Here is a 19,537-nt window from a genome sequence, read left to right on the forward strand (position 1 = left end):
GCGACCTGCTCTAGGCTGAGCGAGTGACTGAAACTGACGCGATCCATAAGAGCCATTGGGTACGAAATACACTCATTAGCCTTGCTGTCCTAGTGGTTCTCGTTATCGCGGCCGTTGCTGTGTTCGCGGCCACGGTCTCTATGTCCTTCTCGTCAAAATCGACGACGATCGAGGAGGTGTTCCCCGAGGAAGCTGCTCGCCCGCCGGTGGCGACTGGCGCGGCTGCGAGCTCGCAGAATATCCTCCTCCTCGGCTCGGACACGCGCGGCAAGGTTGACAGCCTTGACGATGCGGCAGGAGAGCGCTCTGACACCATGATGGTTGCGCACATCCCAGCCAGTCGCGACCACATCTACATCATGTCGATCATGCGCGATAGTTGGGTCGAGATTCCGGGGCGCGGCGAGCACAAGATTAACGCGGCCCTTGCCTTCGGGGGCGTTCCGTTGGTGGTGCAAACCGTAGAATCACTCATCTCTGCCCGCATCGATCGTGTCGCGATCGTTGATTTCGAGGGGTTCAAAGGAGTCACGGACGCTTTGGGGGGCGTTGACGTCGACAACCCTGTTGCCTTCGACTCTTCGCATATGCCTGGCAAGACTTTCGAGACCGGGGTTCACACTCTGGACGGGAAAGAAGCACTTGCCTTTGTTCGCGAGCGTTACGCGTTCTTTGACGGTGACTTTCAGCGAGCTCGGAACCAACAGGCTTACCTCAAAGCGGTGCTCGGTCAAGTGTTGAGCGCGGACACCTTGCTTGACCCAGCAAAGATTTCTGGCCTCGTTTCGGCGATCTCGCCATACCTTACGGTTGACGACGGATTCACGCCGATGTATGTTGCCGGCTTGGGCGTAGAACTTAGGAACCTGCGATCTGCAGATCTAACTTTCTTCACAGCTCCCACAGCAGGGACTGGAACCTCACCCGATGGCCAGTCGATCGTGAATCTCGATCCCACTCGGATGCCGCTCGTCCAAGAAGCTTTCAGGACGGACACCCTGGATACCTATCAGCCCGTTCTCGAGACAATCGGCTAGCTGCAGGCCTCGATCGACCGAAATCCCTCGGATCCCTCCCGACCAGGCTATTTGCTGGACGCGGCTCGGGTTTTTTGCCCATGGTCGCCGGACCGTTGCGACTCCAGCCGGGGCGATCGAGTTTGCCATTTCGGGCCGTGCGCTTTCGCTCCTACGCGGTTGCAGCGGCGGCGCGAAGCTGCGGAATCAGCTTTTCCACGTACGCGGCGGTGTCTTCCCAATCCTCAACCGCGTGCGTACGCACGCCGAGTGCCTTGACCGGGTAATCATTGCCGTTTTCGTCGAGCCGGTCACCAATGAACAACATGTCGTCGAGCGGAATACCCGCGAGTTCGGCGAGCTTCTTCATACCGTAAGCTTTGTCGATGCCGCGGCGGGTGATGTCGACGGAGGTTGACCCGCCGGAGCGAACCTCGAGGTCGGGGAGATCTGCTTGGACCGCCTCGCGGAGCGTGTTCTTCTTCTCTCCGGTCGGGTCCCACGCCTGCTTGGCTGGAACGGGTGCTGCTTGGCCAAGCGCGGAGAACGTGATCTGTGATCCGCGGTCTTCGAGGATCGGGCCCCAGGTTTCGGTTTCCCAGAAGCCCAGTTCTTTAGCGCGCGCCTCAGTCGCTGCGAGTGCGTGGTTCTTCTGGTCCTCGGTGAGGTTCTCGGCGTAGATCTGCTTCCACAACTCGCCTTCGTAGCGGTAGTACTGGGTGCCGCAGGTGGGCATGAGGTGCAACCGTTCGAGGTGGCTGGAGCTCGAGTCCGGAAGGTTGTCGATGGCCTGCATCTTGAACTGCGAGAACTGCCCGCCGGAGATGATGCACACCTCGACGACGTCGAGCAGTTCGCTCAGCAGCCGCGACATGCGCGGGTCCATGGGGGACTTGGAGGGTGCGAGCGTGTCGTCGAGATCAAAAGCCACGAGCGTTGTCTTGGTCATGTGCCGAACATCCTCTTCACCCAATAGATAGGCCTCGACAACGGAACGAGGCATCGCTCCAGCCTACCGATTCATGCGTCGCATCCGGCTCACCGCGAAACGAGGATGCCCCGGGAAATTAGCCGCGGCATCCGTGGTCTCAATAGATCGATGGGAATCTAGAGCGGGGTGTGTCGCTACGCCTCGACTATCAGGTTGGCACGGGCGCGTGTCGATTCAATGAGCACGGCGTTCGCCCCATCCACTGTTCGCGCCCACGCTTCGGCCGCCTCGGGGGAGCGGCCGTGCCGCGTGTGGCGGTCAATCAGTCGGCGGAGACGCTCCTCTCGTGACGTGCTGCAGAACCAGGCTTCGGCGAGGACCCCGCGGATGCCGGTCCACGGCTCTTCGTTCACAAGGAGGTAGTTGCCCTCGACGACGACGATCCGCGCCGACGCCGGGATGGCGATCTCGCCGGCGACGCCCTCATCGACGTCCCGGTCGAAGCTTGGCGCGTAGACGGTGTGGTCGGTCTCGACGAGCAGCCGGCGGAGCAGGGCGACGAAGCCCCAGCCGTCGAACGTGTCGAGAGCACCTTTGCGGTCGTGGTTGCCCAGTCGGTCGAGGGTCGAGTTCGCCAGATGGAAGCCGTCCATTGGCAGGTATGCCGCGATCGGATTCTCCTCGTCGCTTGAACCCAGCTCGGTGTCGATACTCGCGACGAGCTCGCGCGCGAGCGTCGTCTTCCCCGCTCCCGGGCTTCCGGTGATGCCCAGCAGAACCCGTTGATCGGCTCTCATCAGAGCGATCGCGCGACGAGTGAGACCGGCGAGGTTTATTGCGTCGTGCCCCGTGGCATCCGCTTTATTTATCGTTTCCATTGGCCTTCAGAAGGGCGCACAGATAACCGTGTGCGTGAGCGGCGAGGGCAGATCCGTCGTTCCAAAGGTTACGCCAGATCGCAAGGTCGTTGGACAGCGTGGGGGAGACGATGGCCGACGAGAAGGATTCGAAGGTGATCGAACCGGTGTAGTTGATCTCGGCCAGGGCTTGGAAGAAAGAGGTGAAGTCGAGGTGTCCGCTGCCGAGGTATCCGCGGTGGTTTTCGCCGATGTGGACGTAGCCCAAGCGGTCGCCGACCAGCAGGACCGGGCGGACGAAGTTATCTTCCTCGATGTTCATGTGGTAGCTGTCGAGGTGGATGAGGACGTTGTCTTCGCCGATGTCGTCGGCGAGGGTGAGCGCTTCGCTCGCGGTGTTGATGACGTTGGTCTCGTAGCGGTTGCAGATCTCGAGGCCGAGCGTCATGCCCTTGGTGCGTGCTTCTTGGGCAAGTTCGGTGAGGACGCTCACGACGTTGCTGCGACCGGTCGCTGTGAGGGCGTGGCCGTACTTGCCGAGTGCACTGTAGAGGGCGCCGGTAAGGAGAGTACCGCCGAGGTCGTGGGTAACCTGGAGCGAGTAGTGCAGGAGATCGGCGCCCTTGGCGACGACGGCAGGGTCATCGCTCGAGATGTCGGCGTCAAAGGCGAGGCCTCGGGAGCAGACGATGTCGAGGCCGGCGTCGGTGAGCGCGGACTTCGCTGCGGCGGTGTCGATGTTCTTGGCGTCGTGCAGCGACAGCTCGAGGATGTCGTAGCCAGCCGTCTGTGCCTGGTTCACCGCGAGGGCGACGTCATCGGGGCCGGTACCTCCTGTGAAGACGAGGGCGTGAACTCCGAGCTTGTTGGTGATCATTGCCGTTTCCTTACTGAGTGAGCGCACTCGACGGTGAGTTGCTGGTGGGAGAACGTGTTGGCGATACTACTGCGCGTTTGGGTGTGGGCGGCAGGGAGTGATCACAGCCCGCCCGTCGGTCAGATGAACCCGCTGGGTTGCATCTCTCACACCATTCGGGTCGTGGGTCACGAGCACAACTGCGGCACCGCGGGCGCGTTCTGCGTCGATGCAGGTCCGCAAGTGGGCATGCCCTTCTTCGTCGAGACCGGTCGTCGGCTCATCAAGGAGTAGCAGGTCAGCGCGTTGGGCGAGCCCCTGGGCAAGAAATGCGCGCTGTCGCTGACCGCCAGAAAGTTCGCCAAGTGATCGCTTCTCCAGCCCCTGCACTCCGACGGCAGCGATAGCGGTCGCTACGAGAGCACGGTCCTCCGCTCGGTTGCGTTCTTTGGGTCGGAACCATCGCCCCATTTCCACGACGTCGGCCACGGTGAGAGGGAGCGCATCACTCGCCTCGCTTCTTTGCGGCACGAAAGCTCGCCGCACACCATCCGCGATCATGAGCTCACCGTCGTCGAGAAAACGCAGCCCGGCAAGCACGGAAAGAAGAGTCGATTTGCCACTGCCGTTTGCCCCGGTGATGACGGTGAGCGACGCGCGCGGAATGCTCACGTTCAGGCCGCGAAGCAGCGTTTGACCCGCTTGATCGATGCGAGCAGCGGTCACTGTTACGAGTGGCGGGGGAGAAGACATCCACTGACTATAGCAATTGATAATCGTTATCATTTAACGCTAGGGTCTCGAACCATGTCCTGGCTTACCGATCCGTTCAGCGCGGAATTCATGCAGCGAGCCCTGCTCGGCGGCGTTCTCGTCGCTCTGATCTGCGCCATCGTTGGCGTGTGGGTTGTCCTTCGCGGGATGGCTTTTCTGGGCGAAGCCATGGCTCACGGCATGCTGCCGGGCGTCGCGGTCGCCACTCTGATTGGTGCTCCGGTGCTGATCGGCGCCGCCGTCAGCGCCCTGGTCATGAGCGCCGGTATTGGCCTGCTTCGTCGACGCGGCCGCCTCTCGCATGACACGAGCATTGGCCTGCTCTTCGTCGGAATGCTCGCTCTCGGCGTCATCCTGATCTCGCACTCGGGCAGTTTTGCGACGGATGCCACTGCCGTGCTGTTCGGGGACGTCCTTGCGATCGCCTGGCCTGACGTCGCAACCCTTCTTGTTGCCCTCGTCGCGACGATAGTCATCGCGGCCGCGTTTCACCGTTCCTTCGTCGCGCTTGCCTTCGATGAACGCGTCGCCCGAGTCCTCGGACTCCGACCCGCCCTCGCGCAGTCGATGCTGATTGGGCTCGTCACCATCGCTGTGGTTGCGTCCTACCAGGCCGTCGGATCCCTCCTCGTGGTCGGGCTGCTGCTCGCCCCGGCCGTCGCCGCCGGACGGTGGACACGTCGAATTCTCCCGACGATGTTGCTCGGCGCCGTTTTGGGTTCCGCTGCCGTTGCCATCGGCCTGCTCATCTCCTGGTACACGGGCACCGCCGCCGGAGCATCCATTGCTGCCACAGCCATCGCTACGGCAGCGGCGTCCGCGCTCCTTCGCTCTATCGTCACCGCAGCAACGCGCGCCCCGCGTCAGACCATCTCGAACTCCCGCCCTCCCGCCCCCTCCATGGAAGCGACCAGTGTCTCCTCGTAATACCTTCGCCCTCTCGACTCTCCTCGTCGGATCAGTGATGCTCACCGCCTGCTCGACCCCCGAGCCGTCACCGGTACCCACCAGCTCGATCGGTGATGGCCACGGCTTCGTCGTCGGCGCTCAGGAAGTCGCCGAACCGCCCCTTCACTTGCTCACCGTGAGCAGGAACGGAGCAATCGACCAGATGGACCTACTGGATGAAAGCTGGGCCGAAATCGGTTCCTTCGAATCCGTCACGGACATCGTGACCGACGGGCGCTATGTCTTCGCCTCCGACGCCGAGAACGGCACCGTGGCCATTATTGACAGCGGAATGTGGACACGCGACCACGAGGATCACTTTCACTACTACCGCGCCACCCCTCGTGTGGTCGGCGTGGTTGAGGGGGACGGGGCTGCCACCATCAGTCCGGGAAGCTCAGCCACGGGCATTGTCTTCGCGGACTCTGGAGACAGCGTCATGCTCGACAACGCCGCGCTCGGAGACGGCGACGTGGTGGAAAGATTCCGGCTCTCAGACGAGCGTCACGCCGGATCTCTGGTTCAACTCGGCTCGTTCGCACTTCGAACCACCGGCGAAGCCGAAGAAACCAGCGTGCAGGTGCTGAGCGGCGACGGCGACGTCACGGGCGCGAAAGCGGCATGTGCAGATGCGGGCATCCCGTTCACGACATCGGTCGGCGTGGCAATCCCATGCGCCGTCGACGTACTTCTCGCGAGCATTGACAGTGACGACATTCGGTTCGAGCGGATCGCCTACCCCACCGGCGATGCCCCGACAGCGACCTCGTTTGATGCGCGGGAGGGTCGCCCAAGCCCCGCGGGACGGGCGGGCGACGCGGGCAGCTGGCTTCTGGATACCCGAGCACGAACCCTCACCTTGGTTCCCAGCGAACAGCCGCTCCTTCAGGTGACCGCGGTCTCGGACGACGGCGGCCACATTCTCGGGCTCACCATCGACGGGCGAGTTACCGTCTTTAGCGCTGACCGCGGTGCAGTGGCGACCACCAAGCCACTTCTCCCGAACACTCTCGCCCAGCCCGATCTTCTTGCCGGTGTCACCCTTATCGCCGATCAACAACGGGCCTACCTCAACGCACCAGCCGAGCACCTTCTCTATGAGATCGACTTCGCGGACTCGGCGCGAATCGCGCGAACTTTCGCCACCGAAAACGCCCCAGTGTTCTTGGCTGAGACGGGTCGGTGATCATGAAAACCCGCATCCTCGCTGTTCTTTCCGCCGCTGCTCTCGCGGTCGGTGCGACCGGTTGCACCCCAACGGCGACCGATCGACCGTTGATCGTCGTCACGACCAACATCCTCGGCGACGTCGTCGAGAACATCGTCGGGGACGAGGCCGGGGTTCTGACGCTCATGAAGCCCAATGCAGACCCGCACTCCTTCGAGATCTCGGCTCGAGAGGCGTCATTGCTGCACACCGCCGATCTGCTCGTTTCCAACGGCCTCGGGCTCGAAGAAGGACTGCAACAACACCTCGACAGTGCGGCTGCCAACGACGTCCCGAAGCTTGTCGCCGGCGATCAGATTGACGCGCTCGACTACGCCGACGGTGACGCCGCCGGCATGCCGGACTCCCACTTCTGGACCGACCCCGGACGCATGATGGACGTCGTCGCGGCGCTGGACACTGCGATCTCCGACATCGAAGGCGTCGATCCCATGGTCATCTCTGCGAACACCACCCGCTATCTGGTGGACCTTCAGGACCTCGACGACACCATGGCCGACGCGTTCACCCGCATTCCGGAGAACCAGCGCGCCCTCGTCACCAATCACCACGTCTTCGGCTACCTGGCCGATCGGTTCGGATTCCGGGTCATCGGAGCAATCATTCCGGGCGGCACGACACTCGCCGCTCCGAGCGCGTCCGATCTCCGCGACCTGGTCTCCGCGGTGAACGACGCAGGCGTGCGCACGATCTTCGCCGAGTCGTCGCAGCCTGACCGCCTCGCACAAGTGCTCGCGGATGAAGCGGGACTCGACGTCTCTGTAGTCGAGCTCTACACCGAATCCCTGACTGCGCCGGGCGACGGCGCCGAGGACTACCTGACCATGATGCAGGTCAACACCGACCGCATCGTCACTGGGCTCTCGTAATCACGAAGCCCTCTCACAGAAAGAAAACATGAAATCACGACACACACGCCTGTCGCGGGCAGCTCTCGCGGTGATGGGCACAGCACTGCTGGCCACCGCCTGCGCCTCACCAGCCGCCGGCGGAAGCCCGGCGTCCAAGACGGACGACGCAACAAGTGGCACGAAGGTTGATGCACAGTCGCCGCGGGTCACCGTAACCTACGACGGCGGGATCCTCGTTCTTGACGGCACGACCCTTGAGGAGGTCGCGGATCTTCCCATCGACGGCTTCACTCGCGTCAACTCTGCGGGCGACGGACGCCATGTTCTCGTCACAGTGCCCAGCGGCTTCCAGGTGCTCGACGCGGGCACATGGACCGAAGACGGCTCCAGTTACGTCACCGACCCTGAGCTCACCGACCTGATTTTTGAAGCGGATGCTGCCGGTCACGTCGTAAAGCACGGCGGAAAGACGGTGCTCTATGCGGACGGCACCGGCGACACCACTATCTTCACAACCGAGGACCTGTTGACCATGGACGGAGAGCTTCCGGAAACAGAAGTGATTCCTGCTCCCGAGGCACACCACGGTGTGTCGATCGAACTCGACGACGGGACGTTGTTGACCACAGTCGGCGACTCGGAAAGCCGATCAGGCATTCGTGTTCTCAACGCCGAGCGGGAAGAAGTTGCGGTCAGCGACGAGTGCCCGTCCGTGCACGGTGAGGGCACAGCGGCCAACGAGGTCGCCGTCTTCGGTTGCAGCGATGGAGTCCTTGCCTACGATGGCGGCGAGATCACCAAAATTCCGGCACCTGACGCCTACGGGCGGATGGGCAACGCCTACGTCAGCGACAGCAGCTCAATCGCCGTCGGCGACTACAACTCCAACCCTGACTCCGAGGGATACCTGCTGACCGAGCTTGCACTCATCGACACGGAAGCGAAGACCATGCAGGTCATCGACCTTCCCGAGGGCATCTCGTACACCTGGAGGGACGTCGCACGCGGACCGAACGACGACATCTACCTGCTCGGCAGCGACGGAAGTCTGCACGTCCTCGACGAGACGACCGGCGAGATCACGGCGTCATACCCGGTGATCGACCCCTGGGAGAGCCCGGTCGAGTGGCAGGACCCGCACCCGGCGCTCGTTGTTCACGGCAGCGTGGCGTACGTGACTGAGCCGGCGACGAACTCACTTCACGCGATCGACCTGATGACCGGAGAGGTCATCGAATCGACCGAACTCGCCGGTACGCCGAACGAGATTGCGGTCGCGGCGGGCTAACCGCAGGGCAGCACAAGGGTCGTGGCCGTCGGGCCACGGCCCTTGTGCGCCTTCGCCATGGCGTCCCGTATTGGGGGAGGAACGTGTGCGCTCGTGATGGATAGCATCGCTTGACCCCGCAGAGGAGCCATGCACTTTTCGAACAAGACCCCATCCAGCCGCCCGTCATCGTTGACAAGCCTAGGAACGACACAACAGCCTAAGGGCAAACCTCGCCTCTCGACATGGATCGTTGGCGCTGTTCTGTTGCTTCTCCTCATTGCGGGTACAGCCACGAGTGGGGTTTCGGGTCTGCTGATCATGCTCGGGCTTTTCGCTTTCGTTACCGGCCTGTACGTCACGGTGACCAAACGACGAAGCTGGGCGCGGCTGCCTGCGTCACGTGCCATGGGCTCGGGGGTTCTCGCCGTTGGGCTGATTCTGACGACGATTGGCGGCGCAACCGCTCCGGTGCCGGAAGAGACGGCCCAAGCGGCCTCGGAAGCCACTGCCTCTGCCTCGCCCACCCTGAAACCGACGCCAACACCGACCGTGACGTCGAACCCCTTCGCGGAACCGGCGGACCCCGCGAGCGTCGCCGCGGCGGCGGAACCGGCAAGCGTTGTCGTTGCTGACACCGGGGCCACGGCCGGGCTTGCCATCGACGTTCTCGCGCAACTGCCCGTCAAGGGGAAGTCACCCAAGACCGGCTACGACCGCAGCGGTCAATTTGGAACCGCCTGGCTGGACGTCGACCGGAACGGCTGTGACACCCGCAATGACATACTCGGTCGGGATCTCACCGCTGCCGAAAAGTCCGGGTCCTGCAAAGTTCTCAGTGGCAAGCTTCGCGACCCGTACACCGCCACGAACATCGACTTCGTTCGGGGCAACACGACCTCGCTCGAGGTGCAGATCGACCACGTCGTCCCGTTGCTCAACGCCTGGCAGACCGGAGCTCAGCAGCTCACCCAGGCACAACGAATCAGCCTCGCGAACGACCCGCTGAACCTTCTGGCCGTGTCTGGTGGAGCTAACGCCCGAAAGGGCGCTGGGGACGCGGCAACGTGGTTGCCGGCCAACAAGGCGTTCCGTTGTGATTATGCGGCGCGTCAGGTGTCCGTGAAAGCGACGTATGGCCTTTGGGTAACGGATGCCGAAAGGACTGCGCTCGTTGGGCTGCTTTCCTCATGCCCAGGCACGAAGGCGTCATCGTCGCTCTTCACGCCCCCACCCCCACCGCCTCCAATTGTCGCGCCTGCACCTGCTCCTCCCGCACCAGCTCCTCCCGCCCCGAAGGCTCCAACGCCGAAAGCTCCGGTAAAGCCAGCACCCGTTGCTCCCGCGCCAGCCCCACCGGCACCCGCCCCACCAGCGCCTGCTCCGCCGTCGGCGGTGCACCCTGGTTCGTTCTGTTCGTCAGAGGGGGCGACGGGCGTCACGGTGAAGGGAACACCCATGGTTTGCTCGTACAAAGCTGGAGATGAACGCTTGAGGTGGCGCGCCGCGTAAAGCCGGCATTCCGGCTGAACCCACCATGCTGCCCATCGGGCGCATCCTGAGGCCTTCCTATCGACCCGACGCTGCCCGCTCTCGGTTGCTACGGGGAAGCCGTATCGACATCGCGTTAATTGCTTCACGGTGCCGTCTCACATCTCGGAGCTGTAGCGCTGCGAGCAGAAGAAGCCCTAGCGCGGTGCCAGCGATGGCCCCTGCGGTGTTCGCTAGTACATCGTTCATGGTGGCGAATCGGGCGCTGAGAAAGTAGTGCTGACCCAGCTCGATTGCGGTCGAGATCGCGACTCCGATGACGATGCTCAGCCACCACCGCCGAGCGCCCAGGATGAGCACGAGAAGGAACCCGGCCGGCAGAAAGAGCGCCACGTTGGCCATCGACTCGATGAAGGAATAGGTCACGAACTCGAGATTGTGAGCCTGAAACCGTTCCACGACCCGGCGGATCGTTCCCTCAATCGGTCGGTCGACCGGCGTTGGCCAGAACGCGATGAGCGCGAGCAGCATCGCGTAAGCAAAGGCGAGCAGTGCCGCGATGCCGCGAAGCCGAGGTGGTGTGCGCAAGAGATCTCCAAGCTGTGGGGAGATCAGCGGTGACCGTGCTCGAAAGTGTAGACCAGCGGGCTGGAAATCGTCCGAGTTCGGCGGACGGAACTCAGCTGTCGGAGCGCGCCTGTTTCCGCGCCAACGTGCGGCGCTTCAAAATGCCGATAATGATGCTCACCAGACCGACACCCGTAAAGAGCGCGGCGCCGATGATGGTGCTCGACTGCCAGGCGGCATCCGCTGGGGCATTTCCTTCGACTGGAGTATTGGCGCCTTCAAGTGCGTAGCGGCCAATGAGGATCAGCCCGAGGACCAGCAGCACGGAGCCAATGATGAGCCAGCGCTTGCTCGTCGATGCTGTAGTGATGTTGTTGGTTGTAGCCATACAGCCACGTTACGAGGGTGGGTGAAATGTGGACAACGGCTTGACGTGAGCGGTGAACGTCGACTCACCTAGTGCCCATCACTGGCTCCGCGCAAGACCTTGGTTGTGGTGGGGGAGCCCGCGTAGGTTTGGCCCATCAGCACAGCTGCTGACTGAGCACGCGAAGGGACAGATCATGTCGAACACTGAGCCGATGAACTTCGACCCGCAAAACCCGGAGCCCACGATCATGGACCCGACCGACGTAGATTACGTCGGTGAAGAGCCCGAGGTGACCGACGAGGACGCGCGCGACGCCGACGTCATCGAGTAGTCGGTGAGCGGGGACCCTGCCACTGTCCATGACGGCGCCCGCCTTCCGCTCATCGCAGAGCCCCCGCGCCACCGAAGCGTCGTCCAGTGGTTTCGTAGCCGACGATAGGATTTGCGGGTGTCGACTTCGCCCGCAGCTTCTCCGCGCTGGACGAGTGTTGCGCTGTTGCAGTGCGCAGCGATCGGTGCGATTGCGGCGATCGTCGTTGTCGTCCTCGTGCCGCTTACCGGAACCCTCGCTTTGGCCTCGCCTCTCCTCTACGCCCTTGTCGCCGGGGTACACGCCGTCGGACCGATGCTGGCGTTGCGATGGACTCGAACTCCGGGTGCCGCCATTCTGGCGGCGGCCATAGCTGGCCTGCTCGCGGCGCCATTCAACGGCCTTGGGCTTTTGCTTGCGATCGCTCTTGTGGCTCCAGCCGCCGCCCTCGAAGCTGTGCTCGCGCTCGGTCGATATCGCCTGGACCGACCTCCTCTGTGGTATTTGGGCGCTGCAACGGCTGGCACCGTGATCTTTGCGCTGTCGTTGCTCGTCATTGATGAAGCGATACTCACGCCGTTCATGGTCTGGGGCACACTGGTCTGCCGGTTGCTGTCGTACAGTGTCGCGGCGTGGGTAACGGTCAGGCTTGAGTCGGCGCTCGCCCGGGCGGGTACTCGACGCGTGCTGCCTCGGCACCACTGACAGGAGAGTTTGGGCCCAGAACGCCGAGGGTGAAGCAGCGGGTGAAATTCGCCGGATTTGCCGTTTCGACGCTGTGGGAACCGCGAGGGTAAAGAGGCCCGCGAATTTTGACGTGCGCGGTGCCTGCCCCCCCCCCCCCACACCACCCACATTCGAGGTTTCCTGTATGCATTCCGCCGAAGGCGTCAGCGCGCCGTCCGCACCTGACCGACGTTCTCTCATCCGCGTTTTAGCGGCCGTTATTGCAACCCTGTTGGTGACGGCAGGCTTCACTCTCACTCCGTTCCCCGCACACGCCCTCACGGTCAAGGACATGGAGATTCGATACAACCAGGTCGTCAACGGCGACTATGTTCTCGTCGGTAACGGCGTCCTGGAATGCGAGAGGTCAGTCGCAAGCAACAGCGGAAGCTGCGCCCAGCTGCACAACGGCGTTTCGTCCTCGAGCCCGCAGATCGTGAACGACTCGTTCTATATGAGCAACGTGAACGACGCACCCGCCCTGGCCGCCGCCGGTGCCGCGAACTCGAGCCGCGCAACCGTTACCGTTCCGAACGGGGCGAAGGTTGTACAGGCCCAGCTGTACTGGAGTGGAAGCACCGGAGTGCGTCGCACCGATGGCCTCAACGCGAACCGGTGTGGTGCAAACAACGAGCAGGCAACGCTCCCCAACAACAACACTCGGGGCGGCTACCTCACTCAGCAGCCGATGCTTCAGGTCGGCACAGCCGGTGCGGTCACGCGGGTCGCTCCAGGCACCGTCTACACCGAGGCCCTCTCGGCGCTCTCCGCCACCGACGTCGGTTACTACAGCACGACCGCTGATGTCACCACCGCCTTCGCGAACATCGTGACCGGAAGCGCACAGACCGTTTCCGTGGGTGACCTGTGGGCCGCACAGGGACCCAACTGCTACGCCGGATGGTCGCTCGCCGTTGTCTATGACTTCGGAACCTATGACCCGACCAACGCGCTGAGCGCAGCACGTGAGGTGACCCTCTACGACGGCCACGTGCGCAAGTTCTCGACGGACGCCCAGGCAGACCGCATGCTCTTCGACGGCTTCACCGCTCTCGCCGACACAGCATCGCTAGGTATGACCATGTACGAGGGTGACCTGAACATCTCAGGTGACACCGCGAAGTACACGACGTCGCTGACGCAGCAGGCAACGGCGCTCAAAAACCCTGTCACGCAGGCCTCGAACAACATCGGCGTCTCGCACGCCAACGGGTCAACCCGATACGCCGGCACCTCCGGTGCCTTCACGAACGCCAACGTCGACGTTTTCACGGCCGACTCGGTTGACCTCGGTGGCACTGGCGCCCGATCGCTGACCCTCGAACTCGAGACGGCGGGGGACTCGTTCCTCATTCAGAACGCCATCCTGTCTGTGCCCGTCGCTCGGGTCCTCATCGACAAGAGCGCAGACGGAACGGCCGACACGCAGACCCGGGTTGCCGGAACGCCCGCGTCTTTCACCATTCGGGTGAGCAACGTCGGCCAGGTGCCGCTGAGCAACCTCGCCGTCGCTGACCCGCTCGCTCCTGACTGCGCGATTACCATCGCAGGCCCGATCGCCCCGGGTGACTTCTCCGAGTACGCCTGTGACGGCCCGGCAACCGTTGCTGCCTACACGAACACCGCCACCGTTACCGCTGCGGTTCCCGGCTACGACGGCGATATCAGCGACACCGACACCTCTCGTGTTGAGGTTTCCAACCTTGACGTCGTGAAGACTGGTGCGCTGGCTGGCACCAGTGCCGCTGGTCAGACCGTCGACTACACCTTCGTGGCAACCAACACCGGATCGGTGCCACTGACCAACGTCGCCCTTGATGACCGTCTTCCGGGCCTCAGCCCGCTCAGCTACAACTGGCCCGCCGCCGCTGGCACCCTCGCGGTCGGCCAGTCGGTCACCGCAACGGCGACATACGCGCTCACCCAAGCGAACGTCAATGCGGGCAAGGTCGATAACACCGTGACCGCGCGCGGCACCGATCCTGCCGGCCAAACGCCGACGGATGTTGCCGACGAAATGGTGCCAGTGGCATCCGCTTCATCGATCGAGCTGATCAAGTCAGCCGCCCTCGCTCCGGGCGTGACCGGTCTTGCCGGTGACGATGTGACCTACACGTTCGACGTCACCAACACCGGCAACACGACGCTGACCGGCGTCGGAATCACCGACCCGCTCGCCGGTCTGAGCGCGCTTAGCTTCGGAACGTGGCCGGCAGCAACCGGAGTACTGCTGCCAGGCCAGACGGTCTCGGCGACGGCGACCTATACCCTGACTCAGGCGAACGTTGACGCCGGGCGAGTCGACAACACGGCAACCGCAACGGGCACGTCGCCGGCCGGCGCCCCGGTCACAGACACCGACGACGCGACAGTTCCGACGGCAGGGCAGCCCGGCATCACCCTGGTGAAGACCGGTGCGCTCGCCGATGGCGGCACCGGAGCGGTCGGCGATCTCATCGAGTATGACTTCACCCTCACGAACACCGGTTCGCTCACCCTCTCGAACGTGGCCCTGACGGATGCTCTTCGCGGGCTCAGCGAGATCAGCTTTGGTTCGTGGCCTGCCGCGGTGGGTACCCTTGCGCCCGGCCAGTCGGTTTCCGCCACCGCGACCTACGCGCTGACACGAGTCGATGTGGACGCCGGAACGGTCGAGAACACGGCAACGGCGACCGGAACGCCGCCGAACGCTGCACCGGTTTCGGATGAGGACGACAGCACGGTCGTTGTTCCGCAGACTCCGCGGATTGACCTGGTCAAGACCGGGGCGATTACGTCGGGAACAGGCGTTCTTGGTGACACCGTCACCTACGAGTTCACGGCGACCAACACCGGCAACGTCACCCTGACGGATGTCGCAGTCGCTGATGACCTCGACGGCCTCAGCGCCGTGAGCTACACCTGGCCGGCAGCAGCGGGGACCCTGGTTCCTGGAGCGGTGGTCACGGCTGTGGCGACATACGTGCTCACGCAGGCGAACATTGACGCCGGCTTCGTCGACAACTCGGCAACGGTAAGCGGCACCTCGCCGACCGGCGCCCCGGTGACCGCCGAGGACGACGAGCGCATCATCACGATCTCCTCGCCGCACATCACCCTGGACAAGAGCGGAGTGCTCGCGGCTGGTGCAACCGGAAAGGCCGGAGACACCGTGAACTACAGCTTCACGGTGACCAACTCGGGCACCGTGACGCTCACCGGGGTCAACCTCGCCGACGCCCTGCCGGGGCTCACAGCTCTGATTTACGGCGCCTGGCCCGGCTCGACCGGAACGCTGGCGCCAGGGGAGCAGGTCACCGCGATCGCAAGCTACTCGCTCAGCCAGGCTGACGTCGACGCTGGTTTCGTGAACAACACGGCGTCGGTATCTGGGACCTCACCCACCGGTGATCCCGTGACCAACGAGGATGACGTCCGCGTCGACATTCCCGCCACGCCAGGAATCGACCTCATCAAGCTCGGTGCGTTCGATGCCGGCTTCAGCGCGGCAGCCGGTGACGGTGTGAGCTATGACTTCCAGATCATCAACACGGGTAACGTCACACTGACCGACGTCACTGTTGCCGATCCGCTGCCCGGACTGAGCGCTCTGGTCTACACCTGGCCCGCTGCCGACGGCGTGTTGGCTCCCGGCGAGCGTGCGCTTGCGACGGCGACATACCTGCTGACCCAGGCGGATGTCGATGCTGGTGAGATCGCCAACGCGGCAATCGCGACAGGCACAGTGCCCGGCGGAAGCACGGTGGAGGACCCCGACACCTCGGTGCTCGACATTCCGGAAGGCCCCGCCATCCAGATCGTGAAGGCTGGCGCACTCGCTGAGGATGCGACCGGATCCGCGGGCGACACCGTCGAGTACAGGTTCGAGGTGACCAACATTGGAAATGTCACGCTCTCCGACGTCGACGTGGTCGACCCGTTGCCCGGTCTCTCCGAGCTCGAATTCGGTGCCTGGCCCAGCACGACAGGCGTGCTTGCGCCCGGCGAGACGGTGACAGCGACCGCGACCTACGAGCTGACGCAGGTCGACGTCGACAACGGCTTCGCCGACAACACGGCGACGACGCGCGGCACGACGCCGAGCGGCGGCGAGGTCGACGACACTGACGATGCAACGGTCCTGGTGCCCGCTGCTCCCGCCCTCACCCTGGTGAAGACCGGAGCGCTCACCGACGGTGCCGGGGTTGGCGACACGGTTGGCTTCAGCTTCGTAGCGTCGAACACCGGTAACACCACTCTCACCGCGGTCACGATCACCGACTCGATGGCGGGACTCAGCGCACTGGACTTCGGTGCCTGGCCGGCTTCGGTCGGCGTGCTTCTGCCCGGCGAGAGTGTGACGGCGACGGCGAGCTACTCGCTCACCCAGGCCGACATCGACGCGGGCAGGGTGATCAACGCTGCGACCGCGACGGCCACGCCGCCGACCGGCGACCCGGTCTCGGCCGCTGACTCGGTCGAGGTCGATGTGCCGTCACCGCTCGCCGCAACCGGTGCGGCCGGCATCGCCGGGTTCTTGCTGTTGAGCGCACTTGCGCTGATCGCCGTTGGTGTCGGAGTGCGCACTCTGGCTGCGCGATCCACGCAGGCGTAGCCGCGGCTGAACTCCGGAGCGGAAGTGAGCCCGAAGCTTCCGCTCCGGATCGAGAAGACCCTCAGGTCCCCAGCCTGAGGGTCTCTCGCATATAACGGCACTTCATCCCCGAGCCCTCGATAGTCTTTGTTGTAATGGACGACATGCCCCGGTCACCAGACCATATTTTCGGTGCGCCCCGCACGCCATCGGCGTTGGTCATGCGGCAGCGGCTGCTGGACCTGCTCGATGGCCCTGAAGCGCTCGTCGTCGTTCGCGGGCCCGCCGGGTATGGCAAGACGGCTCTCCTGGCACAGTGGGGGCAGAACACTCGGGTGAGTGGCGTCTGGCTCTCCATTGAAACCGGAGAAGCGGACTCCGCCGGGTTCGCGTCGCTTCTCGTGCGGAGCATGGCCGACGCCGGCTTCGTGCGTCCCGGCACGGTGCTCGAGACTGCAGAGCTGGCCTTCGAGAGTGCTGATGAGCCGTGGGGCATCCTCCGTCGTGGACTGGCCCAGCTCGACCGCGACCTCGTTCTCGTCATCGACAACGGTGATCGGCTGCCCGATGACGCCGTGAAGCACCTGATCGAGTTGCTCGCCGCGTCGCCCCGCGTGCGCGCTCGCGTCGCCACCCGGCGGACGAGTGCTCTGTTGTCGTCAGCGACCGCACTGGTTCTCGATTCGAAAGTGATCGAGGCATCCGCTCTCCAGATGACCGATGACGAGGTGGCCGCGGCCGTGCGAGCCGCCGGTGTGACGACCGACCCGACTCCCTTCATTCGAGCGGCGGGTGGGTTGCCGCTTGCGGTGCGGGCGTTGATCTTGCAAGCGGATGCCGTCGGTGCGGAATCACCGAACGTCGGTTTCACCCGCGCGATCGACGCGATTGAAAGCTATCTCTCCGTTCACGGCAATGAAAATGCCGTCGATCCCCGCTACGCGCGCTTCCTGGCACGGACGTCGCTGGCCGAAGTGCTCACCGAAGAACTCGCGGTGTCGCTGACCGGGGAAGACGACGTCGCGGACCTGTTCGGCCAGGCCGAAGCGTCCGGCCTCGGTATGTGGAGCGACGAGGGGCCTGCCCGGGTCTTTACCTACACGACCATCGTTCGGGAACTTCTGCGACGAGCCCTCGAGCGCACGGCACCCACCGAGCGTCGCGAATTGCAGCGGACGATCGCGCTCTGGTCAGCACGCAACCACCGCCCGCTGAGCGCGGTTGCCCTCGCGGTCGAAATCGGGGACTTCGCGTTGGCCAGTGACGTGACCCGAGGAGCATGGTCATCACTGTTGCTCTCGCACGGTGGAAAGCTCAGGCCAATCTTCGCCGGCGTCTCGGTGGCCTCGCTGAGTCGATATCCCGTCATCACCATGGTGCTTGCCCTCAGCTACAACGCGGCCAGCATGCACCGGGTGAAAGCCGTCGAGCTCTTCGCTGTGTCGATCGTGTCAGCGCGGATACAGCGGCGCCGGGCCTCCCCGCCCGATCGCGCTCTGCTGAGTGGCATGGAAAGTGCCTCGTTGAGGGTGATCGGCCAGTTCGACCAGGCCCTGGCCGCGGCTCGGGATGCTGTGACGTCGCTCAACGCGCTGAGCATTACCGACCGGGAGGCGCTGGGAACGCTGGTTCCGGCCCTGTACTCGCATTCCGGCCTCTCCCTCTTTTACAGCGGGCAAGTGAATGAAGCACTCGCCGCGTTCCGGTCGGCCGTCTCTCTCGGTGACTCGCTCAGTAGCGTGTCAGGACTCAGCGGCCTCAGCCACACCGCCGGGGTGCTCGCACTTGCTGGCGATCTCACCGATGCTCGGGCGGTGTGCGAGAACGCGCGTGCCCGTGTGTGGCCGGATAGCTGGGACACCGCCTATCTTGGAAGCTTCTACCAGCTGGCTGAGGCGCTCCTCGCGCTGGAGGACGGCGACACCCACGAGGCGTCGCGACGCATCGGGCTCCTCGACCGGCACCGCGACACCATTGAGCACTGGCCGCTGCTGTCCGACGCTGAAGCGATGATCGCGATCCTGCGCGGGACGCCAGCCGAAGGGTTGGCCGTGCTTGAGATGAGTGTGCGGCGCCATTCCAACCGGGCGTCAACGGCGGCGCCGATTGTCCGTCGGGTAGCCGTGACGCAGTCTTTGCTTGAGCTCGCCGCAGGGGCGGTCGCGGCAGCGGAGAAGCGACTGGCGCCGCTCGCTGCTAAGGACCAACAGGCTGCCGTCGCGTTTGCCCGAATCGCATTAGTGCGCGGCGACGCCGCCGCCGCGCTACGGCGACTTGAGGCCTCACCTGCCGCCGGCTCGCAGCGGACCACGCGCATGAAAGCCGAAGCAGGTGCTGTCGAGACCGCTGCGTTGCTTCGCGAAGGGCGTCAGGTCGAGGCGCTGCGATCGCTCGAGAAGCTCTGCGGCGTGTTGAAAGTCAGCGGTTTGCGGCTCCCGCTTGTGTTGCTTCCCGACCACGATGTGCGTGCATTGCGTGCGCTTGCCGCCGAACGCCAGGAACTCCTCGACGCGTTCGATGGGATCGTGGGAGTGATTCCGGAGGCAGCCGGTGGAGCCGTCCTGACCCAGCGCGAGACCATCGTGCTCCAGGCTCTCGCCCGTCACAGAACCGTCGCCGACGTTGCCGCCGACCTGTTCGTGTCACCGAACACCGTGAAATCCCAGTCGAGGGCGCTGTATCGCAAGCTCGGCGTGTCAAACCGAGAGGATGCGATCGCTGTAGGACGTCAGCAAGGCCATATTCTCGAAGGTTCGTCCGGCCACTAACCAC

The 19,537-nt window shown here is 64.0% G+C and carries 16 protein-coding genes; 10 read left to right on the top strand and 6 right to left on the bottom strand.

Annotated features, from left to right (window positions below; translation table 11 throughout):
• Window positions 1-23: 23 nt before the first annotated feature.
• Complete coding sequence (locus L1277_RS11195; RefSeq protein ID WP_253376467.1) at window positions 24-1,037, top strand: LCP family protein; 1,014 nt, start codon at window positions 24-26, stop codon at window positions 1,035-1,037.
• A gap of 151 nt (window positions 1,038-1,188) precedes the next feature.
• Here L1277_RS11195 and L1277_RS11200 read toward each other — a convergent pair whose 3' ends face one another.
• The 4 genes from L1277_RS11200 to aztA all read right to left on the bottom strand — a co-directional run bounded on the left by L1277_RS11200 (window position 1,189) and on the right by aztA (window position 4,413).
• Complete coding sequence (locus L1277_RS11200) at window positions 1,189-1,965, bottom strand: HAD-IIB family hydrolase (protein ID WP_253376468.1); 777 nt, start codon at window positions 1,963-1,965, stop codon at window positions 1,189-1,191.
• Window positions 1,966-2,141: 176 nt separating this feature from the next.
• A complete protein-coding gene (locus tag L1277_RS11205; RefSeq protein WP_253376469.1) occupies window positions 2,142-2,825 on the bottom strand; it encodes a nucleoside/nucleotide kinase family protein in 684 nt (227 codons plus the stop codon).
• Entirely contained in the window at window positions 2,809-3,681 is an 873-nt protein-coding gene (locus tag L1277_RS11210; protein ID WP_253376470.1) for a sugar phosphate isomerase/epimerase, read from the bottom strand. The genes L1277_RS11205 and L1277_RS11210 overlap by 17 nt, the downstream gene beginning before the upstream one ends.
• A gap of 66 nt (window positions 3,682-3,747) precedes the next feature.
• The gene (gene aztA, locus L1277_RS11215) at window positions 3,748-4,413 is read right to left on the bottom strand and encodes a zinc ABC transporter ATP-binding protein AztA (RefSeq protein WP_253376471.1); all 666 of its coding nucleotides are present in this window, start codon (window positions 4,411-4,413) and stop codon (window positions 3,748-3,750) included.
• Window positions 4,414-4,467: 54 nt separating this feature from the next.
• On the opposite strand from aztA, the gene aztB reads away from it, so the two are divergent.
• The 5 genes from aztB to L1277_RS11240 all read left to right on the top strand — a co-directional run bounded on the left by aztB (window position 4,468) and on the right by L1277_RS11240 (window position 10,240).
• Window positions 4,468-5,361: a zinc ABC transporter permease AztB gene (gene aztB / locus L1277_RS11220; RefSeq protein ID WP_253376472.1), complete on the top strand. Its 894-nt coding sequence runs from the start codon at window positions 4,468-4,470 to the stop codon at window positions 5,359-5,361.
• Window positions 5,348-6,568 (top strand): ABC transporter, encoded by a 1,221-nt coding sequence (locus L1277_RS11225; protein WP_253376473.1) that lies wholly within the window; start codon window positions 5,348-5,350, stop codon window positions 6,566-6,568. The genes aztB and L1277_RS11225 overlap by 14 nt, the downstream gene beginning before the upstream one ends.
• A gap of 2 nt (window positions 6,569-6,570) precedes the next feature.
• A complete protein-coding gene (gene aztC, locus L1277_RS11230) occupies window positions 6,571-7,479 on the top strand; it encodes a zinc ABC transporter substrate-binding protein AztC (RefSeq protein ID WP_253376474.1) in 909 nt (302 codons plus the stop codon).
• Window positions 7,480-7,507: 28 nt separating this feature from the next.
• Window positions 7,508-8,749 (top strand): zinc metallochaperone AztD, encoded by a 1,242-nt coding sequence (aztD, locus tag L1277_RS11235; protein ID WP_253376475.1) that lies wholly within the window; start codon window positions 7,508-7,510, stop codon window positions 8,747-8,749.
• A gap of 129 nt (window positions 8,750-8,878) precedes the next feature.
• Window positions 8,879-10,240 carry an HNH endonuclease family protein gene (locus tag L1277_RS11240; RefSeq protein WP_253376476.1) on the top strand — a complete coding sequence of 454 codons (1,362 nt, stop codon included), beginning with the start codon at window positions 8,879-8,881 and terminating at the stop codon, window positions 10,238-10,240.
• A 57-nt stretch (window positions 10,241-10,297) separates the two neighbouring features.
• Here L1277_RS11240 and L1277_RS11245 read toward each other — a convergent pair whose 3' ends face one another.
• Together L1277_RS11245 and L1277_RS11250 are read right to left on the bottom strand one after the other, a co-directional pair.
• Complete coding sequence (locus tag L1277_RS11245; protein ID WP_253376477.1) at window positions 10,298-10,807, bottom strand: VanZ family protein; 510 nt, start codon at window positions 10,805-10,807, stop codon at window positions 10,298-10,300.
• A gap of 91 nt (window positions 10,808-10,898) precedes the next feature.
• Window positions 10,899-11,174 carry a hypothetical protein gene (locus L1277_RS11250; RefSeq protein WP_253376478.1) on the bottom strand — a complete coding sequence of 92 codons (276 nt, stop codon included), beginning with the start codon at window positions 11,172-11,174 and terminating at the stop codon, window positions 10,899-10,901.
• A gap of 175 nt (window positions 11,175-11,349) precedes the next feature.
• Between L1277_RS11250 and L1277_RS11255 the strand changes: the two genes are divergently transcribed.
• From L1277_RS11255 to L1277_RS11270, 4 genes are all read left to right on the top strand, one after another.
• Window positions 11,350-11,487: a hypothetical protein gene (locus L1277_RS11255; RefSeq protein ID WP_253376479.1), complete on the top strand. Its 138-nt coding sequence runs from the start codon at window positions 11,350-11,352 to the stop codon at window positions 11,485-11,487.
• Window positions 11,488-11,604: 117 nt separating this feature from the next.
• Window positions 11,605-12,171 (top strand): ECF transporter S component, encoded by a 567-nt coding sequence (locus L1277_RS11260; protein ID WP_253376480.1) that lies wholly within the window; start codon window positions 11,605-11,607, stop codon window positions 12,169-12,171.
• Between the two features lie 166 nt (window positions 12,172-12,337).
• Window positions 12,338-16,786 (top strand): DUF11 domain-containing protein, encoded by a 4,449-nt coding sequence (locus tag L1277_RS11265; protein WP_253376481.1) that lies wholly within the window; start codon window positions 12,338-12,340, stop codon window positions 16,784-16,786.
• A gap of 134 nt (window positions 16,787-16,920) precedes the next feature.
• Complete coding sequence (locus tag L1277_RS11270) at window positions 16,921-19,533, top strand: LuxR C-terminal-related transcriptional regulator (protein ID WP_253376482.1); 2,613 nt, start codon at window positions 16,921-16,923, stop codon at window positions 19,531-19,533.
• The last annotated feature ends 4 nt before the right edge of the window (window positions 19,534-19,537 follow it).

This window comes from Okibacterium sp. HSC-33S16 (assembly GCF_024171565.1).
GTDB lineage: Bacteria > Actinomycetota > Actinomycetes > Actinomycetales > Microbacteriaceae > Mycetocola_A.

Bases quoted from the DNA above. Each gene is read 5' to 3' on its own strand.
- L1277_RS11200 (WP_253376468.1), bottom strand. From the start codon at position 1,965: ATGACCAAGACAACGCTCGTGGCTTTTGATCTCGACGACACGCTCGCA.
- L1277_RS11205 (WP_253376469.1), bottom strand. From the start codon at position 2,825: ATGGAAACGATAAATAAAGCGGATGCCACGGGGCACGACGCAATAAAC.
- L1277_RS11210 (WP_253376470.1), bottom strand. From the start codon at position 3,681: ATGATCACCAACAAGCTCGGAGTTCACGCCCTCGTCTTCACAGGAGGT.
- aztA (WP_253376471.1), bottom strand. From the start codon at position 4,413: ATGTCTTCTCCCCCGCCACTCGTAACAGTGACCGCTGCTCGCATCGAT.
- aztB (WP_253376472.1), top strand. From the start codon at position 4,468: ATGTCCTGGCTTACCGATCCGTTCAGCGCGGAATTCATGCAGCGAGCC.
- aztC (WP_253376474.1), top strand. From the start codon at position 6,571: ATGAAAACCCGCATCCTCGCTGTTCTTTCCGCCGCTGCTCTCGCGGTC.
- aztD (WP_253376475.1), top strand. From the start codon at position 7,508: ATGAAATCACGACACACACGCCTGTCGCGGGCAGCTCTCGCGGTGATG.
- L1277_RS11240 (WP_253376476.1), top strand. From the start codon at position 8,879: ATGCACTTTTCGAACAAGACCCCATCCAGCCGCCCGTCATCGTTGACA.
- L1277_RS11250 (WP_253376478.1), bottom strand. From the start codon at position 11,174: ATGGCTACAACCAACAACATCACTACAGCATCGACGAGCAAGCGCTGG.
- L1277_RS11255 (WP_253376479.1), top strand. From the start codon at position 11,350: ATGTCGAACACTGAGCCGATGAACTTCGACCCGCAAAACCCGGAGCCC.
- L1277_RS11265 (WP_253376481.1), top strand. From the start codon at position 12,338: ATGCATTCCGCCGAAGGCGTCAGCGCGCCGTCCGCACCTGACCGACGT.
- L1277_RS11270 (WP_253376482.1), top strand. From the start codon at position 16,921: ATGGACGACATGCCCCGGTCACCAGACCATATTTTCGGTGCGCCCCGC.